Genomic DNA, 18275 nt, shown 5'->3' with positions numbered 1-18275 from the left:
TTGCCCGCAGTGCGGAGTTTTCTAGTTCCTTGGTAGGGGCCTGAGCGATGGACGGGGGCAGCCATAGAGCGCGGCACGGACGGCGCAGGGGCTCACAGGCACCGTAAATGTCATGGCAAGCGCTGCAACTGCTGGCGCTCGTAACGCGGGTACAGGTGGCTGACACTGCGGATCAGCTCATAACGCGTCAGGCTGATCCCGGCAAACCGTTCGGGAATGGGGCTGCGGATCATCTCAGCCATGTCGTCACCGCGCGCCGCGCCATCACGCATCAGGCCATCGAGCCAGCCCAGGTAGTCACGCATCTGCACGAACGGCTGCGCATCACTGGCCAAGGGGCCATGCCCGGGTACAAGCTGTTTCCAGGGCAGTGCCTGCAGGGTATCCAGGTCCTTGAGCCACACGTCCAGCCCCGGGCTGTTGGGCGTGGTCAGGGCGCGTTCGTAGAACACCAGATCGCCGGCAAACAGCACGCCGGTCTTTTCATCGAAAATCGCCAGGTCGGCCCCCGTATGCCCGCCCAGGCCCAGCAACCTCAGGCGGTGCCCACCCACCTCATGCACGCCCGGCTGCAGCACCTGGGTCGGCAGCACCACCTCGGTACCGCGCATCCAGTCGCCGACCAGGCGATACATGTTCTCGGCCATGGCATCGCCTTGCTGGCGCAGCAGGTCGCGGGTGCCGGCCAGGGCACCGATCGGCACATCGGCAAAGGCTTGGTTGCCCAGCACATGGTCAGGATGATGATGGGTCAGCAGCACCTCCACTACCGGCTTGTCGGTGAGGGTGGCAATTGCCTTGCGCAATGCCTCGCCATAGCCCTTCGACGGCCCGCTGTCGATCACCACCACACCGCTGTCGGTGACGATGAACGCGGTGTTGACCACATTGCCGCCATTGGCCTTGGCGAAATTGTCGGTGCTGCCTTCCAGCAACCAGGTGCCCTCGGCGATCTGCCGGGGGGTAAGCCGGTACGCCAGATCAGCCTGGGCCGGCAGCCCCAGGCACAGCAGCAACAGCAGGATCCAACGCATGGCGGTGCCTCGGGTCAGGGTGAAATCAGACAACGCGCTCAGGGCAGCGCCGCCTCGAACTGGTTGCCGCTGTTGTCCTGCAACAGCAGCCGTGTTGGCCCGGGGCCCTGAATGTCAAAGCCCAGGTTGGGGTTTTCGCTGACCGCCGGGTACAGCTCCAGGCTGGCCAGGCGCTGGCCATCTGCACCTTGCAACTCGGCATGGTTGAGAAAGAACTCAGGAATGCCGCTGACCAGGCCGTTATCCATGGGGTGGGCCACCTGCAGGCGCAGGCGGCTGCTGTCGCCACGCGGGTAGCGCCCGCCCAGCACCTCCCCGAGGTGCTCCTCCCAGCCGGGCTGGGTGCGCACCACGCTGGGTGCGGTACAACCGCCGCCGGCAGCATCGATCAGGGTTGAACCGACGTGCCACAGGCCATCGCGTGTCAGTACGGCGGCGCGCAACGGTGTGGCCTGTTCGATGCGGATGCGGATCGACAACCAGGGCAATACGCGCTCGCCGGGCTGAAAGTCGACGATGCGCGGCAGAGGGTTGAGTTCGGCCCAGGCGATTATCCGCACCACCTCGCCAGCGAATGCCCGGGCGTCGATCTCCAGCGGCACCTGCCGTGCGTCCTCGGCAAAGGGCGGCGCCAGCAGCTTCACACGGTCATCGAACACGAACGCCGCCTGCCCCAGCAACTGCTTGTGGTAGAAGTCCCACATCACAGAAGGCACCGGGTCTGTGTGGGTGCCTTGTGTCGCAGCCTGGGCGGCCCAGGGCATCCAGCAGGCCAGCAGGAAAGTTGCTCGCCAGTTCATGGCCACTCCTATTGATACATCTCCGGGACCTCGTAACGCAGGCCGTATGCGGCATACATCGCCTTGAGCCGGCCATCGCGAATCATCGCTTCCATGGCCTCCTCCACGGCATAGGCCAGCTGCCGGTTGCTTTCATGCACAGCCATGCCGATTTCCCAGGCCTGTTTGCCAAGGTTCGGGTAGGCGTTTTCTGCCAAGGCCAGTTGCGGGTCGGCGGCCTGGTGCAGCTGCCAGTCAACCTCGCCGCGCATCGCCATCACTGCGTCCACCTGGCCGGCCTGCATGGCAGCGAAAGCTTGCTGCACGCTGGGGTAATGGTGGGTCCTGGCGCTGAGCATGCCGTTGAACACCGATGTCAGGTAAAACGACGGCACGCTGTCCACCTCGACCCCGATAGGATGCTGCTGGAATACCGCGACACTGGCCACCGAGGCCAGGCGACGGCGATCGTAGGCCACCTGCCAACGCTCCTGCTGATAGGGGCCGAACATCACCACCTGGGCGTTTTCCAGCTCCCCCAGCTCGTTGCGCCGCTGGGCGTAGGCGCGATCGTAAGGCACCCGCATCATCAGGTCGGCCAATTGCTGATGACGCAGCGGGCTGCCACGCCAGATGTAGTCGCGCAGGTCATCGTCGAGCTTTTCTCCGGGTGGCGCCCAGATCAGTTGCAGGCGTACCCCCAAGGCCGTGGCCAGGGCCTGCGCCAGCTCCACATCGACACCACGCGGCTGGCCGTGGTCCTGGAAACTGTAGGGGGCGAAATCCTTGTACACTGCCACCTTGAGCTCGCCGGCGGCGATGATCGCGTCATAGTTGCGCACCTGCGCCTGGGCCGCCGCGCAACACAGCAGCAGGCCACTCAACAGCACCGCCCACAGACGCATGGCCGTCACTCCTCGACGTGCACGCTGTCGAGGTAGGTGCGCACCGCCCACAGGGCTTCCTGGCTGAGGTAGTCGGCCATCTTCGGCATGTACACGCGGCCGTCGCGAACCGCGCCGTGGCGTACCCGCTCGACGAACCATTCATCGCCAGCATCACCCGCATCGAGCATGCGCAAGTCAGGGGCGATACCACCCGACTTGGCCTCCAGGCCATGACAGGCAGCGCAGTTCTGGTTGTAGGCCGAGGCGCCGATTTCCACGGCCTTTTCGTGCTCGGGCGAGCTGCGGTACGGATTGACCGCGGCCCAGCCGTCGCCGTCCAGGCTCACGCCAGTGTCCTTGATCGGGGTCAGGCCCTTGGTCTCCACTGCCTGGGGCACCACGTTGCCATGGGCCCAGGCTGTACCGGTCAGCACGGCTGCGGCCAGCAACCCAGCAGCCAGCAACACATTGCATTTTGTTGTCATTGTTATGCCCTCACCATTGCACACAAAGCCTCAACCACAGAGGCCGTGCCGCCATCTTAGAAACAGCCCGCGGGCGGCCGAATGCTGCTTTGGTGGCCGGGCCTTAATCCCTTGGTAGTAGGGCTTGTGGCGAAGGGCCAATTGAGGTGCCGTGCGGGAACTATTCCCGGCAAGGGCGGGACTTTTTCCGTATCCCGCGATGGCCGCTGCGCCCCACCCTGTGCAGGCCAAAACCTCCACTGGGAACTGCAACCATGACAATAAGATCGCTACCCGCCCTTTCCCCTCTGGCCCTGAGCGTGCGCGTCCTGCTGATAGCCGGTAGCCTGGCCCTGGGCAATGTGGCAACAGCGGCCAGCACACCCGCTGCACCTGCCGGCAAGAACGTCACCTGGGAAGACATCGCCAATGACCACCTGACCACCCAGGACGTGCTGCAGTACGGCATGGGCACCAATGCCCAGCGCTGGAGCCCGCTGGCCCAGGTCAATGACAAGAACGTGTTCAAGCTGACCCCGGCCTGGTCCTACTCCTTCGGCGACGAGAAGCAGCGCGGCCAGGAATCCCAGGCCATCGTCAGCGATGGCGTGGTCTACGTCACCGGCTCGTACTCACGGGTATTCGCCCTCGATGCCAAGACCGGCAAACGCCTGTGGACCTACAACCACCGCCTGCCCGACAACATTCGTCCCTGCTGCGACGTGGTCAACCGCGGGGCGGCGATCTACGGCGACAAGATCTACTTCGGCACCCTCGATGCGCGTGTCATCGCCCTCGACAAGCGCACCGGCAAAGTGGTGTGGAACAAGAAGTTCGGCGACCACAGCGCCGGCTACACCATGACCGGTGCGCCAGTGCTGATCAAGGACAAGACCAGCGGCAAGGTGCTGCTGATCCACGGCAGCTCCGGCGATGAATTCGGCGTGGTCGGCCAGCTGTTCGCACGCGACCCGGACACCGGCGAAGAAGTGTGGATGCGGCCCTTCGTCGAGGGCCACATGGGCCGCCTGAACGGCAAGGACAGCACCCCGACCGGTGACGTCAAGGCGCCGTCCTGGCCAGACGACCCTACCACCGAAACCGGCAAGGTCGAAGCCTGGAGCCACGGCGGCGGAGCCCCTTGGCAAAGCGCGAGCTTCGACCCCGAAACCAACACCATCATTGTCGGCGCTGGCAACCCCGGCCCTTGGAATACCTGGGCGCGCACGTCGAAAGACGGCAACCCGCATGACTTCGACAGCCTGTACACCTCCGGCCAGGTCGGCGTCGACCCGAGTACCGGCGAGGTCAAGTGGTTCTACCAGCACACCCCCAACGATGCCTGGGACTTCTCCGGCAACAACGAGCTGGTGCTGTTCGACTACAAGGACAAGAACGGCAACGTGGTCAAGGCCACCGCCCACGCCGACCGCAACGGCTTCTTCTATGTGGTCGACCGCAACAACGGCAAGCTGCAGAACGCCTTCCCCTTCGTCGACAACATCACCTGGGCCAGCCATATCGACCTGAAGACCGGCCGCCCGGTGGAAAACCCCGGCCAACGCCCGGCCAAGCCGCTGCCGGGTGAAACCAAGGGCAAGCCGGTGGAAGTCTCGCCACCGTTCCTGGGCGGCAAGAACTGGAACCCCATGGCCTACAGCCAGGACACCGGGCTGTTCTACATCCCCGGCAACCAGTGGAAAGAGGAATACTGGACCGAGGAAGTGAACTACAAGAAGGGCTCGGCTTATCTGGGCATGGGCTTCCGTATCAAGCGCATGTACGACGACCACGTCGGCACGTTGCGCGCCATGGACCCGACCACCGGCAAGCTGGTCTGGGAACACAAGGAGCACCTGCCGTTATGGGCCGGGGTGTTGGCGACCAAGGGCAACCTGGTGTTCACCGGTACCGGCGACGGCTTCTTCAAGGCCTTCGACGCCAAGACGGGCAAAGAGCTGTGGAAGTTCCAGACCGGCAGCGGCATCGTCTCGCCGCCCATCACCTGGGAGCAGGACGGCGAGCAGTACATCGGCGTGACCGTGGGCTACGGCGGTGCAGTACCGCTGTGGGGCGGCGACATGGCCGAGCTGACCAAACCGGTGGCTCAGGGTGGCTCGTTCTGGGTGTTCAAGATCCCGAGCTGGGACAACAAGACTGCACAGCGTTGACCTGCAGCGGGGAGCGGCCTGCGCCCCTCCCCGTTTCTGCCCTTCTCCTGCCCAGAGGCTTTTGCCATGAATTACCTGCCCTTTACCTTGCTGCTGGCGCTATCCCCTGCCTTGGCAGTGAGCGCCGACGACGCCGGCAACGATACCCCCTTGACCATCAACGGCTGTGTGATTGCCGAAGCCAGCCAGTGCCCGGGGGCCAACCTGCGCGGCGCCAACCTGGCCAACCAGGACCTGCGCAAGATGAACCTGGCCGGTGCCGACCTGCGCGATGCCGACCTGCGTCATGCCCAGCTGGACCTGGCAAATCTGGAAAAAGCCCGCCTGCAAGGTGCCAACCTGACCCGCGCCAGCCTGCAACAGAGCAATCTGCGCCTGGCTGACCTGAGCAACAGCAGGCTGGTGGCCATTCAAGGCTGGGGCTTGTTCGCCCAGGGTGCACAGTTTGAAAAGGCGGACCTGCGCGCAGCCTACCTGCAGTTCGCCAGGCTGTCCGGGGCAAAGCTGCAGCAGGCCAACTTGCAGGCGGCGGACCTGGAGATGGCCTGGTTGAGCAAGGCCGACCTGCAAGCGGCCAACCTGGGCGATGCCAACCTGCAGGAGGCCAAGTTTGGCCAGAGCAACCTGGCACACGCCGATTTGCGCGGGGCGCGGCAGCATTACGGGAATTTTCAGGAGGCTAACATGGAGGGGTGCAAGGGGTGCCCTGAAACCTGGGACAAATGAGCGGCCTGTAGGCGCGGGTTCACCCGTGAAAAGGCCGGGCCTGCTGGCCAATTTCCACCTGCCGTTCACTGTTGCTGCCGCTACCGTATTCGCGGGTAAACCCGCTCCTACGCCTGATTCGGGGGTGGACACATGTCGGGGGCTGGACACATTCCGTTGTGCGCGGAGGGCTGCGACGCAGCCCCAACAGGTGCAATGAAATACCTCACCCCGCCACCCGCACCACCCCCAGGTCAATCCCCAGATGCACCAGCTCGGCATGCGAGCTGACCTGCAACTTGCTCTTGAGCAAGGTCAGGTGGTTGGACACGGTCTTGGCACTGATACACAACTGCTCGGCAATCACCCGCGCCGGGGTGCCCTTGGCCAGCATCGTGAATATCTCCAGTTCGCGCTGGGTCATGCGCTGCAACCGGGGGTCACTGGTGCTTTGCTGTGACAGGCAAGCCAGCTGGGTGGCCAGGGGCTGCTCGATGTAGGCATGCCCGGCCAACACCCGCTGCACCGCCTCGATCAGCACCTCGGGCGCCGAGTTCTTGGTCAGATAGCCCGAGGCCCCCGCATCCAGCGCCTGGCGCACCAGCGGCAGCTCATCGTGCATGCTGAAAAACAGCACTCGCAACTGCGGCAGGCGCTGGCGCAGGCGGCGGGTGGTTTCCAGGCCACTGATACCGGGCAGGCCAAAGTCCATGATCACCAGGTTGGGCACCTGCTCCTGTACCCTGGCCAGCGCCTCTTCACCACTGGCGGCCTCACGCACCTGCACCAATGGCAGCACCGCCCGCAGCAAGCTGGCGTAGCCTTGGCGGACCACGGCGTGGTCATCGACCAACACGATATTCATCGCACCTCCTCGGGAATGTTAAGGGCCAGCGCCCAGCCACCGCCCGGGCGACTGAAAATGCGTAACTCCCCCCCAAGGCTGCGGGCGCGCTCGGCCATCGAGTGCAGGCCTACCCCTGGGCGCTGGGGCTGGCACCCGCCGCAGCCGTTGTCGCGAATGAACAGGCGCAAGCCCTTGGTACTGCGCTGCAGGCGCACCCGCACCTGGCTGGCACCGGCATGCCGGGCGACGTTGGTCAACGCCTCCTGCAGCAAGCGGTACAAATGCGTTCTGCTCGCCCCAGGCAGCGCCGGCAAGTGCTCGCCAACCCGCAGCCGGCATTCGATGCCCTGGCTGGCCTGCCACTGGCTCACCAACAGCCCGAAGGCCTCGGCCAACGGCATGTAGTGCAGCGCCACCGGATACAAGTTGTGCACCAGCGCGCGAAAACCCTGCTGCAGGCGCTCGCAATTGAATTCAAGGGCCTGCGCCGTCTGCGTCACCACTTCAGGCTGTTCGGCCACCATACGCAGCAGGCATAGCTGGGCACGCATGCCTGCCAGGTATTGCCCCAGATCATCGTGCAGGGTCTGCGCCAGCTGGGTACGTTCCTGCTCCTGCACCGCCAGCAGGGCCTGGGTCAGGTGGGCATTGTCGGCCTGGGCCTGCTCCAGGGCTGCGGCCATGCGGTTGAAGTGTTTGGCCAGCTGGCGCGCTTCCGGCAGGCCGGCTTCGCGCAGGCGTGCCGTCAATTGCCCGCCTGAAACCTGATGCAAGGCGCCCAGCAGCTCATCCAGCAGGCCCATGGCCCGCCGTACCGCCCAGCGGATGGTCAACAAGCTCAGCAACAACGCCAGGCCACAAACGACAAGCAGTTGTTGCAGGGAGTCCCAGACTTCATCGATTTCATCCCGCGCATCCACGGCAATCAACACGCGGCGGCCATCACTCAAGTCCAGCAGCCGGCTGCTGTGGTAGCGCTCGCCGAACAACTGGCGGCCGAGCCAGGCATCCATACCGGCCTCTTGCGGCAGCCTTGGCACCTCACCCGCTGCCAGCCAATGCACCCGCACATGGCGCAGGTTCTTGGTCAAGCCGGGCTGCAGGTTTGCCGGGTCGCGTTCGGCGGTGTCGCCCAGGTATGCCACCACGGCTTCGGCTGACTGCAACTCACGCTCGACGTCGGCCACCGCCTGGTGCAACAGCACCCCGGCACAAGCCAGCGTCACCAAGGCGAAGCATAACGTGACCCAGAGGTTGACTCGCCACAGGGCCGACAAGTTGACAAGGCGCACAAGCGGTTCTCCTCAGGCCGTTGTGGACCATCGTAAAACTGCGGCCCCCGCACTGAATTACTACCTTGGTACCGGCCGAGCGCTACTTTCTGCATATTCCCCCCTCCCGGCGGGCTTCCTATGCTGGCGCCATCTGCCGTGGAGTGTGTTATGCGCCAGCCTGCCCACCTTGCCTTGACCTGCCTGCTGGCCTTGGCCGCAACGCTGGCTACGCCCCAGGCGCCCGCCGCTCAGGGCCAGGCCGCAGCCCCGTTGCACATACGCATCGGCTACCTGGGCTATCGCCCCGCCGCTGGCCCGCTGCTGTCCAACGTCATCCCCGAACCCGGCGATGCCGGGCTCCAAGGTGCCGAACTGGCCATTGTCGACAGCAACAGCACCGGGCGCTTCCTGAAGCAGCAGTTTCAGCTGACCAGCGCCAATGTCGACAGCCCCGAGGCCCTGCTGCAAGCCGCCAGGGCCCAGCATGAACAAGGCCTGCGCCTGTTCGTGGTGAATGCCCCGGCCGCCAGCCTGCGCGCGCTGTCTGCCGCCCTGCCCGACAGCCTGTTGTTCAACGCCGGCAGCCCCGACGACAGCCTGCGCAGCAGCCAGTGCCTGGGCAATGTCCTGCACAGCCTGCCGAGCCGGGCCATGCTGGCCGATGCCTTGGCGCAGTTTCTGGTGCTGCGCAAATGGCAACGGGCATTGCTGGTGGTCGGCCAGACCCCGGACGATCAGGCGTACGCCGCTGCCCTGCGGCGGTCGGTGAAGCGTTTTGGCGTGCAACTGGTCGCGGAAAAAACCTGGACGTTCGACAACGACCAGCGCCGCAGCGCCCAGGCCGACATGCCGCTGTTCACCCAGACTGCCGAATACGACGTGGTACTGGTGGCCGACGAGCGCGGTGACTTCGGCGAGTACCTGCCCTACCAGACGTGGTATCCACGCCCGGTGGCCGGTACCCAGGGCCTGACCCCCACGGGCTGGCACAAGACGGTGGAAACCTTCGGGGCGGCGCAGTTGCAAAAACGCTTCGAGGCCCAGGCCGGGCGCTGGATGAATGACCGTGACTTCGCCGCCTGGATGGCTGTGCGCAGTGTCGCCAGTGCGGCCAGCAAGCTGCGCCTGGCCGAACCTCGCGCGCTGCAGCAACTGCTGCTCAGCGAGCAGTTGCCGCTGGACGGCTTCAAGGGGCGCAAGCTCAGTTACCGCCCGTGGAACGGCGAACTGCGCCAGCCGATCCCGTTGGTTCAGCCCCGCGCCCTGGTCAGCACCTCGCCGCAGGAGGGCTTCCTGCATCCCTTCAACGAAATGGACAGCCTGGGCTATGACAAGCCCGAAGTGACGTGTAGCTACCCCTGACCCGACAACCACAACAATAAGGAATCCGCCATGCGCCGCCCCCTCTTCCACCGGGCCCTGCTTTACCCCAGCCTGCTGTCGGGCGCCCTGGCGCTGGCCAGCAGTCACGCCATGGCTGCCACCGCCTGGGTCTCCAACGAGAAGGACAACAGCCTCAGCCTGATCGACCTGCAAACGCTGGAAGTCACCGAAACCCTGCCGGTGGGCCAGCGCCCGCGTGGCTTGCTGCTGTCACACGACAGCAAGCTGCTGTACATCTGCGCCAGCGATTCGGACCGGGTGCAGGTGATGGACGTGGCCACACGCAAGATCATCAAGGAGCTGCCTTCCGGCAAGGACCCCGAGCAGTTCGCCCTGCACCCCAACGACCGCTGGCTGTATGTGTCCAACGAGGACGATGCGCTGGTGACAGTGATCGACACCGTCACCGACAAGGTGCTCGGGCAGATCGAAGTCGGCATCGAACCCGAAGGCATGGCGGTCAGCCCTGACGGCAAGTGGGCGGTCAACACCAGTGAAACCACCAACATGCTGCACTGGATCGACACCAGCACCCAGACCCTGGCCGACAGCACGCTGGTCGACCAGCGCCCGCGCTTCGTCGAGTTCAGCAAAGACGGTTCGCGCCTGTGGGCCTCGGCAGAAATCGGCGGCACGGTGACCATACTTGACGTGGCCACGCGCCAGGTGCTGAAAACCCTGAACTTCCAGATCAAGGGCGTGCACCCGGACAAAGTCCAGCCAGTGGGCATCAAGCTCAGCGCCGATGGCAAGTACGCCTTCGTCGCCTTGGGCCCGGCCAACCACGTGGCGGTGATCGATGCCAAGACCTTTGATGTGCTCGACTACCTGCTGGTCGGGCGGCGGGTCTGGCAGCTGGCATTCACCCCGGACCAGCGCCAGTTGCTGGCCACCAACGGTGTCAGCGGTGACGTTTCGGTCATCGATGTGAAGCAGCTCAAAGTGCTCAAGTCGGTGAAGGTCGGGCGCTACCCCTGGGGCGTGGTGGTGACACCATGAATGCCCTCGACGTCAGTGACGTGAGCTTTGCCTATGGCCAGCGCGAGGCACTCAGGCAGGTCGGTTTCAGCCTGGCACCTGGGCGCTTCGCCGCATTGCTGGGCCCCAATGGTGCCGGCAAATCGACCTTGATCGCCCTGCTCACGCGCCTGTACGACCTGCAGCATGGCGACATCCGCGTGTGTGGCTGCTCGCTACGCAACGCTGCACGCCCGGCCTTGCGCCAACTGGGCGTGGTGTTTCAGCAAAGCACCCTGGACCTGGACCTGAGCGTTGAGCAGAACCTGCGCTACCACGCCGCCTTGCATGGCCTGTCGCGGCGTCAGAGCCACCTGCGGGTCGAAGCCGAACTGGCCCGCCAAGGCCTTGGTGAACGCCGGCGCGATCGTGTGCGTGAGCTGAACATCGGCCATCGGCGGCGGGTGGAAATTGCCCGCGCGCTGCTGCATGAACCGCGCCTGCTGCTGCTGGACGAAGCCAGCGTCGGCCTCGATCCGGCCAGCCGCCTGGCGCTTAACCAGCACCTGCGCCGGTTGTGCCGCGAGCAGCAGCTCAGTGTGCTGTGGGCCACTCATCTGCTGGACGAAGTGCAGCCCAGCGATGATTTGTTGATTCTGCATCAGGGGCGCCTGGTGGCCAGTGGCACCGCCGATGCGCTGAGCCTTGAGCACGGCGGTGACCTCGATCACGCCTTTGCCCGCTTGACCAACGCCCCCTCAGGAGCCAACGCCCGATGAACGCTTACTGGCAATGTTTCAACGGCATCATGCTGCGCGAATGGCTGCGCTTCGTGCTGCAGCGTACACGTCTGCTCAGCGCGCTGGTACGCCCGCTGCTGTGGTTGCTGGTGTTCGCTGCCGGCTTTCGCGCAGCGCTGGGCATTGCCATCATCGAGCCCTACGACACCTACATCCCCTACGAGGTGTACATCATCCCCGGCCTGGCCTGCATGATTCTGCTGTTCAACGGCATGCAGGGCTCATTGTCGATGGTCTACGACCGCGAGATGGGCAGCATGCGCGTGTTGCTGACCAGCCCGCTGCCACGCCCGTTCCTGCTGGGCAGCAAACTGCTGGCAACTTCATTGATTTCCCTGCTGCAAGTCTATGCCTTCCTCGCCATCGCCTGGTTATACGGGGTACAGCCACCGGCTGCAGGCCTGCTGATGGCGCTGCCAGCGTTGCTGCTGGTGGCCTTCATGCTCAGTGCCTTGGGGCTATTGCTGTCGAACGCCATCCGCCAGCTGGAGAACTTCGCCGGGGTGATGAACTTCGTGATCTTCCCGCTGTTCTTCCTGTCGTCGGCGCTGTACCCGTTGTGGAAAATGCGCGAGGCCAGCCAGTGGTTGTACTGGCTGTGTGCTGGGAACCCGTTCACCCATGCCGTAGAGCTGGTGCGGTTTGCACTTTATGAACGGCTGAACCTGCTGGCGCTGGCGGTGTGCCTGGGCTTGACCGGGCTGTTCACCCTGCTGGCGATCCTCACCTTCAACCCCCAGCATGCAGCGCTGCGCAAGCCGCGCTGAAAACCTGGCGTGTAACGCGTGTGGGAGCGGCCTTGTGTCGCGATTGGGCCGCAAAGCGACCCCTAGATTTCAGCTGCACCGCACCCATTGCCGGGGCTGCTGCGCAGCCCTTTCGCGACACAAGGCCGCTCCCACACCTTGGGCGTCTCCCTGCCTTCAGGCGCCCGGTCATCTACTACTTTAGTACTGCATTTACTGTCTATCGTCGCATTCACAAAGCACCGCCACTGGCATGTAATGAGTCCATAACAAAAAGGAAAAACCTCCATGCCACGTGCCCTGCCCCGGCTGCCACGCCCTTTGCTGGCGGTACTTTCGCTGAGCCTGACGCTAGGCATTGCCCAGGCTGACACGGCGCCGCTGTTCTCCGCCGACGGCTATCGCAGCATGCACTATCGCAGCCCGACCCCGCAACAGGTCGAAGGCGGCCAGGTCGTCGACACCGCCACTTTGCAAAGCCTGCTGGGCCAGACGCCCAGACCGGTGCTGATCGACGTCTATCGCCGCCAATGGCTGCAAGGTCGTTTCATCGAAGACGAACCACACAGCAACCTCCCCGGCAGCCTGTGGCTGGCCAACACCGGCGACGGCGAACTGAGCCCGGCATGGCAGGACTACTTCGTGCGTAACCTGCAAAAAGCCACGGCCGGGCACCCGGACCAACCACTGGTCTTTTACTGCCGCTCCGATTGCTGGTTAAGCTGGAACGCGGTAAAACGCGCGAAAGCCTTGGGCTATAACAACCTGTATTGGTACCGCGACGGCCTGGATGCCTGGCAGCAAGCCAACCTGCCATTGCAGCCGGCACAACCGGTGCCGTTCCCCTGAAATGCCTGTGTATGCGTGCCCCGCTCCATCCAATAAAAACAAGGTGAAAAGGCCATGTACAAAATTCTGATTGCCGACGATCACCCCCTGTTTCGCGAAGCCATCCACAATGTCATCAGCGATGGTTTCCAGGGCAGCGAGGTCATGGAGACCGCCGACCTTGAAAGCGCCCTGGCCCTGACCCAGGCGCATGACGACCTCGACCTGATCCTGCTCGACCTGAACATGCCCGGCATGCACGGCCTCAATGGCCTGATCACCCTGCGCAACGAGGCGCCGACCACGCCGGTGGTCATCGTTTCGGCCGAGCAGGAAAAGCAGATCGTGCTGCAGGCCATTACCTACGGTGCCGTGGGCTTCATCACCAAGTCGTCGCCACGCTCACAGATGATCGAAGCGATCGAGCAGATCCTCAATGGCAATGTCTACCTGCCGCCAGACATCATCCGCGCGCAAAAAAGCAGTACCAGCCGGCGCCATAACGATGCCCCGAGCTTCCCGCCGGAAATGCTCCAGGCCCTGACCCGCAAGCAACTGCTGGTGCTCGAGCGCATGACCAAAGGTGAATCGAACAAGCAGATCGCCTACACGCTGGACATCGCCGAAACCACAGTCAAGGCCCACGTTTCGGCGATCTTGCGCAAACTCAATGTGCACAACCGGGTACAAGCCATCCTCAGTGCTGGCGATATCGATTTTGCTGACTATCTGCGCCGTTGACCTGTTCCGGCCGCTTCGCGGGTAAACCCGCGAAGCGGCCAACCGCTATGCCACGCCACTGGCCAGCAGATGGCTCATCGCCGTCTTGAGTTTCATCGGCCTTACGGGCTTGTGCATCAGCGTGTGACCCAGCTCGCGGATCTGCTGCTTGAGATCGTTGCTGTAGTTGGCCGTGATCATCAGCGCCGGTAGCGGCTGGGCGCGGCGGGCATTGATCCGCGCTACGGCGTCGACACCATTGCAGTCATTGTCCAGGTGGTAGTCGGCAATCAGCAGGTCGGCCTCGGCGTGGTAGTTGTCCACCTGGCGCGCCAGGTCTTCCTCCGACAGCGCAGTGACCACCCGGCAGCCCCAACCTTCCAGCAAGGTGCGCATGCCCGCGCAAATCGCCGCATCGTTATCCAGCACCCATACCCGTGCCCCGCGCAGGCGTTCGAGCATTGGCTCGCAGATCGCCTGGCTCGGCTGGGCCTTGGGTGCAGTGGCGCTCAGCGGCACCTCGACAGCGAACACCGAGCCTTTGCCCAGCCATGAACGCACGCGGATCCGGTGGCCGAGGATGCCGGCGATCTTCTCCACGATTGCCAGGCCCAGGCCCAGCCCGCGGTCCTGGTCCGGGCGCTGCACATCACCCCGTTTGAACTCCAGGAACATGTCTTCCAGGTGTTCTTCGGCAATGCCGATGCCGCTGTCCCACACTTCAATCCGCACGCCACCGCGCTGGCGCCGACACCCCAGCACCACGCGCCCGCTGCGGGTGTAGCGGATAGCATTGCTGAGCAGGTTGCGCAGGATGCGCGCCAGCAGCTGGATGTCACTGCGCACGACGGCAGAACACCCCACAAAATGCAGCTCTAACCCTTCGCTACGCGCCACCTGGGCGTATTCGGCAGCCAGGTTGTCCATCAGTTCGTGGAGGGCAAACGGGGCGACATCGGCCTTGATCACCCCGGCATCGAGCTTGGAAATATCCACCAGGGTACCCAACAGGTTTTCCACATCCTCCAGTGAATTGCTGACATTTCGCACCAGGTGGGCAGCGTTTTGCGGCTCGTCGCGCTCAAGCAATGCACTGGTGAACAGCCGCGCCGCGTTCAGCGGTTGCAGCAGGTCATGGCTGACCGCAGCCAGGAACTTGGTTTTCGACAGGTTGGCCTGCTCGGCCTCGCGCTTGGCCTCGCGCAGACGCGACTCGGCCTGGCTGCGCTCTTCGATCTCGCGCAGCAACTGGTCGTTGAGGCTGGTCAGTTCGGCAGTGCGCTCGCGCACCCGTTGCTCCAGGTGCTGATACGCCTGGTGCAACGCCTGTGCGGTGTTGCGGCGCTCGGTGATGTCGCGGATCAGCACGAAGATACCCACTACTTCGCCACTGGCCAGGCGGTTCGGCACGTAGGAACGCAGCATGTAGCGTTCCTGGCCGTTGATATTGGTCTCGGCGAACTCGAACGTTACGCTCTCCCCCGCCAGCGCCCGCGCCACGTAGCCTTCCAGGCGCTGGTAATGCTGCTCGCTGTGGGCCTCGCGCAGGCTCTGGCCCAGCATCACGCCATGCGGCCAGCAATACCACTCCTCGTAAACCTTGTTGGTGAATTCGTAGACCAGATCGGCGTTCAGGTAGGCGATCAGCGCCGGGACGTTGTCGGTAATCAGGCGAATCTGGTGCTGATGGGCCGTCTCAGCCCGCTGCCGGGCCTCGCTGAGCAGGCGGTTGACGGCCTTGAGCTCGGCCATGGCCTGGTTCAACGCATCGGTGCGTTCGCGCACCTGCTCGGCCAGCACCACTGAATGCTGGAACGCGGCGTATGGGTCGTTGCCCCGGGTCACGCCCGATTCGATGCGCTCGATCAGTGCGTCATTGATGCGCTGCAGCTTGTGGTTCTGGTGCTGCAGCCGGGTCAGCTCGGCCTGCAGTTCAGCGACCGACAGGAGGCCGGTTGCGGGCAATGGCGACCCCGGTGAAGGTCTGGTTGATGTGCATGCCATTGAACTGTTCTCCGTAGGTGTTGAAGCCGATCACCCGTTGCTCGCGCAGGAACGCGCCGACCGGCTCCAGGCCGTGGTGGGCTTCCAGTTCCAGCCGCCGCAGGAAACAATCACAACCGATGGTCAGCAGCAACGGTCCGAGACGCTGGTGCAGGCCATCGAACAGCTGGTGCAGGTTCGGCAGCAGCGGGCCCGGGGTCATGGCCGTGAGCACGATGCCGTTCTCCACCGCGCAGTAGAAGCTCAAGCTGAGGTCAGGGTGCATTTGCTGAATCGCCCGCACGTAGTACTGATCATGAATGCGCACGGCCAGCGGGTGGGCGGCGAACACCCGGTGATCGAGCGCAGCCACAGGCACACCGATGTGGCGGGCATATTCCTCGGCCGCCGGCTCGGCATTCAGTTCGAAAACCCGGCGCTGGGCGCTGTCGGCACCGGTGACCACCAGCTTTTCCTGGCGCGGCAGTATGTGATGCGTGGTGAACACTTCGAAGTCGAGCCAGGTGTTGACCAGCACCACCACGGCTGCACCGTTGTGGAATGTACCGCCGTAATACACATGGGTGCGGTTCAGGTAGTTGTCGTCACCGGCCGAGCCGCCGAAGTGCGGGATATCCCCCAGTGCTGCGCTGAGTGCGGCAAGCACCATCTCCTCGCGGCTGGACAAGCCATCGAGCAGCGTGAGTGCAAAGCTGTGGCCCTTGATTGGCGCCAGGGTATTGCTGCGGCAGGTGCCGACCAGCCGCTCGACCATCTGCTGCGCGTCGATCAGGCTGAAGCGCTCCATCTCATCGATCAACGCGGTGGCGATCGAAAAGTGCCGGTGATCGAAGCCCACCGCCGTCACGCAATTGCGGCCGTAGCCCAGCGGGGTGATTTCACCGGCGCTGGTGCAGCCGACCAGGCGTATACCGCCAAAGTCTTGTTCCAACGCTTCGCCCAAAGCCTGCAAGTCGTATTCGGCGGAGCAGAAGAACAGCACGAACCCCAGGTGCGGGTGCAGCAACTGCCGCGCCAGGTCCTGAGCGGCCAGCCGTGCGTCGGTAGCCTGCGACATGGCACTGACCACACCGTCGTTATGAGCCTGCTGCATCGTGGTCTCCGGCACGGGGTGGCTGAGTGATCAGTTTAAGGAGGTGGAGGTGGGTGACGAATGCTACTTGGGTAGCGGGTGGGCGGTTCCATGGGCGTAAAAGACCGTGTCATTCGGGGCCGCCTTGCGGCCCCGGCCGCTTACCAGGTCAACACCGCGCCCACCGCAAAGGTATCGGTGTCTTCGTTCTGCGCACTGGTGTCATGCCCGTCGATGGAAAACTGGTTGTACTCGGCCACCAGTTTCAGGTTGTCGTTGATGTCATGGAACAGCGCCACACCCCGGGTCTCGTAGTCCGCGCCGCTGCCAACCGCACCGTTGCCATCGTCCTTGGTCTTGCCATAGGACAGCGCCACGCGGTTCTTGCCGAACTTGTACGAGCCCTGCAGCAGGTAGCCATCACTGTCGACATTGCGCAAAACCGGTTCGCCGGCATTGTTGGTGAAGAACGGGTTGATGCCTTTGGCCTGGAACCCCGAGCCGGTCAGCGACCAGCCGCCCATCTTTGCCTGCACCCCGTAACCCACCCCCTTGGAAGTGATCGTTTCTACCGTGGAGTCAGTATTGTCCGAGGTCTGGTAACTGCCGTTGACCCAGCTGTAGATCTGCGCCCCACCCAGGTCGAACTGGTAGGTGATCTCGCTCTCGGTGCGTGGGTTTTCCTGGTAGGCCTTTCCGGTCGGGCTGCTGTCGTTGGTGTCCACCGGGTCCATGATGCCCACCGCCACCCGCAGGCCCTCCATCACGGGCGTACGGTAGGTGATCTGTGAGGTAGGGAACGGGTATGGGTAACCGCTGCCAATGTTGCCGAACGACACCCCGCCGCCGTCCACCAGCCCCAGGGTGTCGCTGACCTGGCCATAGCCGGCCAGCAGTTCGTCGAGCAGGATGTTGGAGCGGGCGAACAGCCCGAAGTCCTTGCCGATCAGCACCTCGCCCCACTCGGGGTTGGCCACCGTGCCGTAAAACTGGCGCACGTCGATGGCGGTGTCGGTGCCGTTGGTTTCACTGTCGTTGATGGTTACCCAGAACGAGGCACGCGCGCCGAGCTTCAGGTCATCCACCTGCTTGCCCATGTTGAAGCCAAGGTAGTTGGGCAAGAAGCCCATCTTCACCCGCGACTGGCGGCGGTCAAACTGCTCGCCCTCGCGGTCGACCTTGCTGTTGACGTAGAAGGCGTTGATATAGCCATCGGTGGAAAACGTCGTCTGGTCCTTGTCGTACAGCATGATCTCGGCTTCGGCGACGCTGCTCAGGCCAAGCGCAGAAAAGCTGGCGATGGCGGCTGCGAGAAAACGAGGCGGCAGGTGCTTATTGTTGTTGTGCATGGCGCGCTCCAAACGGGGACGGGATGTCGGAGGCGATTATCAGAAGTGGGCAAATTGCCAGAAACGCTGCTTTGGCGTGGGGTGGCGAGTGCTTTGGGGCGGGAGGGTGTGGCCCGGTGATTTGGTCCCGGTACCTGCTTGGGTCTGGGTTCGAGACTTATGGCTTAGGCAGGAGTGGCAGGCGGGCATCCATACGATTGAATGAACCGGGGCCGCCTTGCGGCCCTTCGCGGGCTCGCCCGCTCCCACAATCTT

The 18275-nt window shown here is 63.9% G+C and carries 17 protein-coding genes; 8 read left to right on the top strand and 9 right to left on the bottom strand.

Features of this window, described 5'->3' with window-relative positions:
• Positions 1-110 precede the first annotated feature (110 nt).
• Genes REH59_RS12510 through pedF form a run of 4 tightly spaced genes read right to left on the bottom strand, consistent with a single transcriptional unit; the run spans position 111 to position 3185 of the window.
• Positions 111-1034 (bottom strand): quinoprotein relay system zinc metallohydrolase 1, encoded by a 924-nt coding sequence (locus tag REH59_RS12510; protein WP_128573679.1) that lies wholly within the window; start codon positions 1032-1034, stop codon positions 111-113.
• A gap of 38 nt (positions 1035-1072) precedes the next feature.
• Positions 1073-1834, bottom strand: coding sequence for a quinoprotein dehydrogenase-associated SoxYZ-like carrier (locus REH59_RS12505; RefSeq protein WP_014860449.1), 762 nt, complete (start codon positions 1832-1834; stop codon positions 1073-1075).
• An 8-nt stretch (positions 1835-1842) separates the two neighbouring features.
• Positions 1843-2718, bottom strand: a complete 876-nt coding sequence (locus tag REH59_RS12500) for a substrate-binding periplasmic protein (protein WP_012052781.1) — start codon at positions 2716-2718, stop codon at positions 1843-1845.
• Positions 2719-2723: 5 nt separating this feature from the next.
• Positions 2724-3185: a cytochrome c-550 PedF gene (pedF, locus tag REH59_RS12495; protein WP_014860448.1), complete on the bottom strand. Its 462-nt coding sequence runs from the start codon at positions 3183-3185 to the stop codon at positions 2724-2726.
• A 254-nt stretch (positions 3186-3439) separates the two neighbouring features.
• Here pedF and exaA point away from each other — a divergent pair, with 254 nt between their 5' ends.
• Positions 3440-5335, top strand: a complete 1896-nt coding sequence (exaA, locus tag REH59_RS12490) for a quinoprotein ethanol dehydrogenase (RefSeq protein ID WP_012052783.1) — start codon at positions 3440-3442, stop codon at positions 5333-5335.
• Positions 5336-5401: 66 nt separating this feature from the next.
• Entirely contained in the window at positions 5402-6061 is a 660-nt protein-coding gene (locus REH59_RS12485; RefSeq protein ID WP_003254096.1) for a pentapeptide repeat-containing protein, read from the top strand.
• Between the two features lie 205 nt (positions 6062-6266).
• On the opposite strand, the gene REH59_RS12480 is transcribed toward REH59_RS12485, so the two are convergent.
• A complete protein-coding gene (locus REH59_RS12480; RefSeq protein WP_003254098.1) occupies positions 6267-6905 on the bottom strand; it encodes a response regulator in 639 nt (212 codons plus the stop codon).
• Positions 6902-8179 (bottom strand): HAMP domain-containing sensor histidine kinase, encoded by a 1278-nt coding sequence (locus REH59_RS12475; RefSeq protein WP_014860447.1) that lies wholly within the window; start codon positions 8177-8179, stop codon positions 6902-6904. Before REH59_RS12475 ends, REH59_RS12480 begins: the two co-directional genes overlap by 4 nt.
• Positions 8180-8329: 150 nt before the next feature.
• On the opposite strand from REH59_RS12475, the gene REH59_RS12470 reads away from it, so the two are divergent.
• The 6 genes from REH59_RS12470 (at position 8330) to REH59_RS12445 (ending at position 13616) form a co-directional block, all read left to right on the top strand.
• Positions 8330-9523: an ABC transporter substrate-binding protein gene (locus tag REH59_RS12470; protein WP_014860446.1), complete on the top strand. Its 1194-nt coding sequence runs from the start codon at positions 8330-8332 to the stop codon at positions 9521-9523.
• 30 nt (positions 9524-9553) lie between these two features.
• Positions 9554-10543: a YVTN family beta-propeller repeat protein gene (locus REH59_RS12465; protein WP_003254102.1), complete on the top strand. Its 990-nt coding sequence runs from the start codon at positions 9554-9556 to the stop codon at positions 10541-10543.
• Complete coding sequence (locus REH59_RS12460; RefSeq protein WP_003254104.1) at positions 10540-11280, top strand: ABC transporter ATP-binding protein; 741 nt, start codon at positions 10540-10542, stop codon at positions 11278-11280. The genes REH59_RS12465 and REH59_RS12460 overlap by 4 nt, the downstream gene beginning before the upstream one ends.
• On the top strand, positions 11277-12068 hold the full coding sequence (locus REH59_RS12455; RefSeq protein ID WP_014860445.1) for an ABC transporter permease: 792 nt from the start codon (positions 11277-11279) through the stop codon (positions 12066-12068). The genes REH59_RS12460 and REH59_RS12455 overlap by 4 nt, the downstream gene beginning before the upstream one ends.
• Before the next feature lie 267 nt (positions 12069-12335).
• Entirely contained in the window at positions 12336-12896 is a 561-nt protein-coding gene (locus REH59_RS12450; RefSeq protein ID WP_014860444.1) for a PQQ-dependent catabolism-associated CXXCW motif protein, read from the top strand.
• A gap of 54 nt (positions 12897-12950) precedes the next feature.
• Positions 12951-13616, top strand: coding sequence for a response regulator (locus REH59_RS12445; protein ID WP_003254108.1), 666 nt, complete (start codon positions 12951-12953; stop codon positions 13614-13616).
• A gap of 45 nt (positions 13617-13661) precedes the next feature.
• On the opposite strand, the gene REH59_RS12440 is transcribed toward REH59_RS12445, so the two are convergent.
• The 3 genes from REH59_RS12440 to REH59_RS12430 all read right to left on the bottom strand — a co-directional run bounded on the left by REH59_RS12440 (position 13662) and on the right by REH59_RS12430 (position 18020).
• The gene (locus tag REH59_RS12440) at positions 13662-15560 is read right to left on the bottom strand and encodes a PAS domain-containing hybrid sensor histidine kinase/response regulator (protein ID WP_014860443.1); all 1899 of its coding nucleotides are present in this window, start codon (positions 15558-15560) and stop codon (positions 13662-13664) included.
• Positions 15529-16692 (bottom strand): nitric oxide-sensing protein NosP, encoded by a 1164-nt coding sequence (gene nosP, locus REH59_RS12435; RefSeq protein WP_003254110.1) that lies wholly within the window; start codon positions 16690-16692, stop codon positions 15529-15531. Before nosP ends, REH59_RS12440 begins: the two co-directional genes overlap by 32 nt.
• A 140-nt stretch (positions 16693-16832) precedes the next feature.
• Positions 16833-18020: a porin gene (locus REH59_RS12430; RefSeq protein ID WP_003254111.1), complete on the bottom strand. Its 1188-nt coding sequence runs from the start codon at positions 18018-18020 to the stop codon at positions 16833-16835.
• Positions 18021-18275 lie beyond the last annotated feature (255 nt).

It is taken from the genome of Pseudomonas sp. BO3-4 (assembly GCF_034044115.1).
Lineage (GTDB): Bacteria > Pseudomonadota > Gammaproteobacteria > Pseudomonadales > Pseudomonadaceae > Aquipseudomonas > Aquipseudomonas alloputida.
The sequence above is the reverse complement of the archived record's forward strand: the minus strand, read 5'-3'. Positions and strand labels throughout refer to the sequence as shown.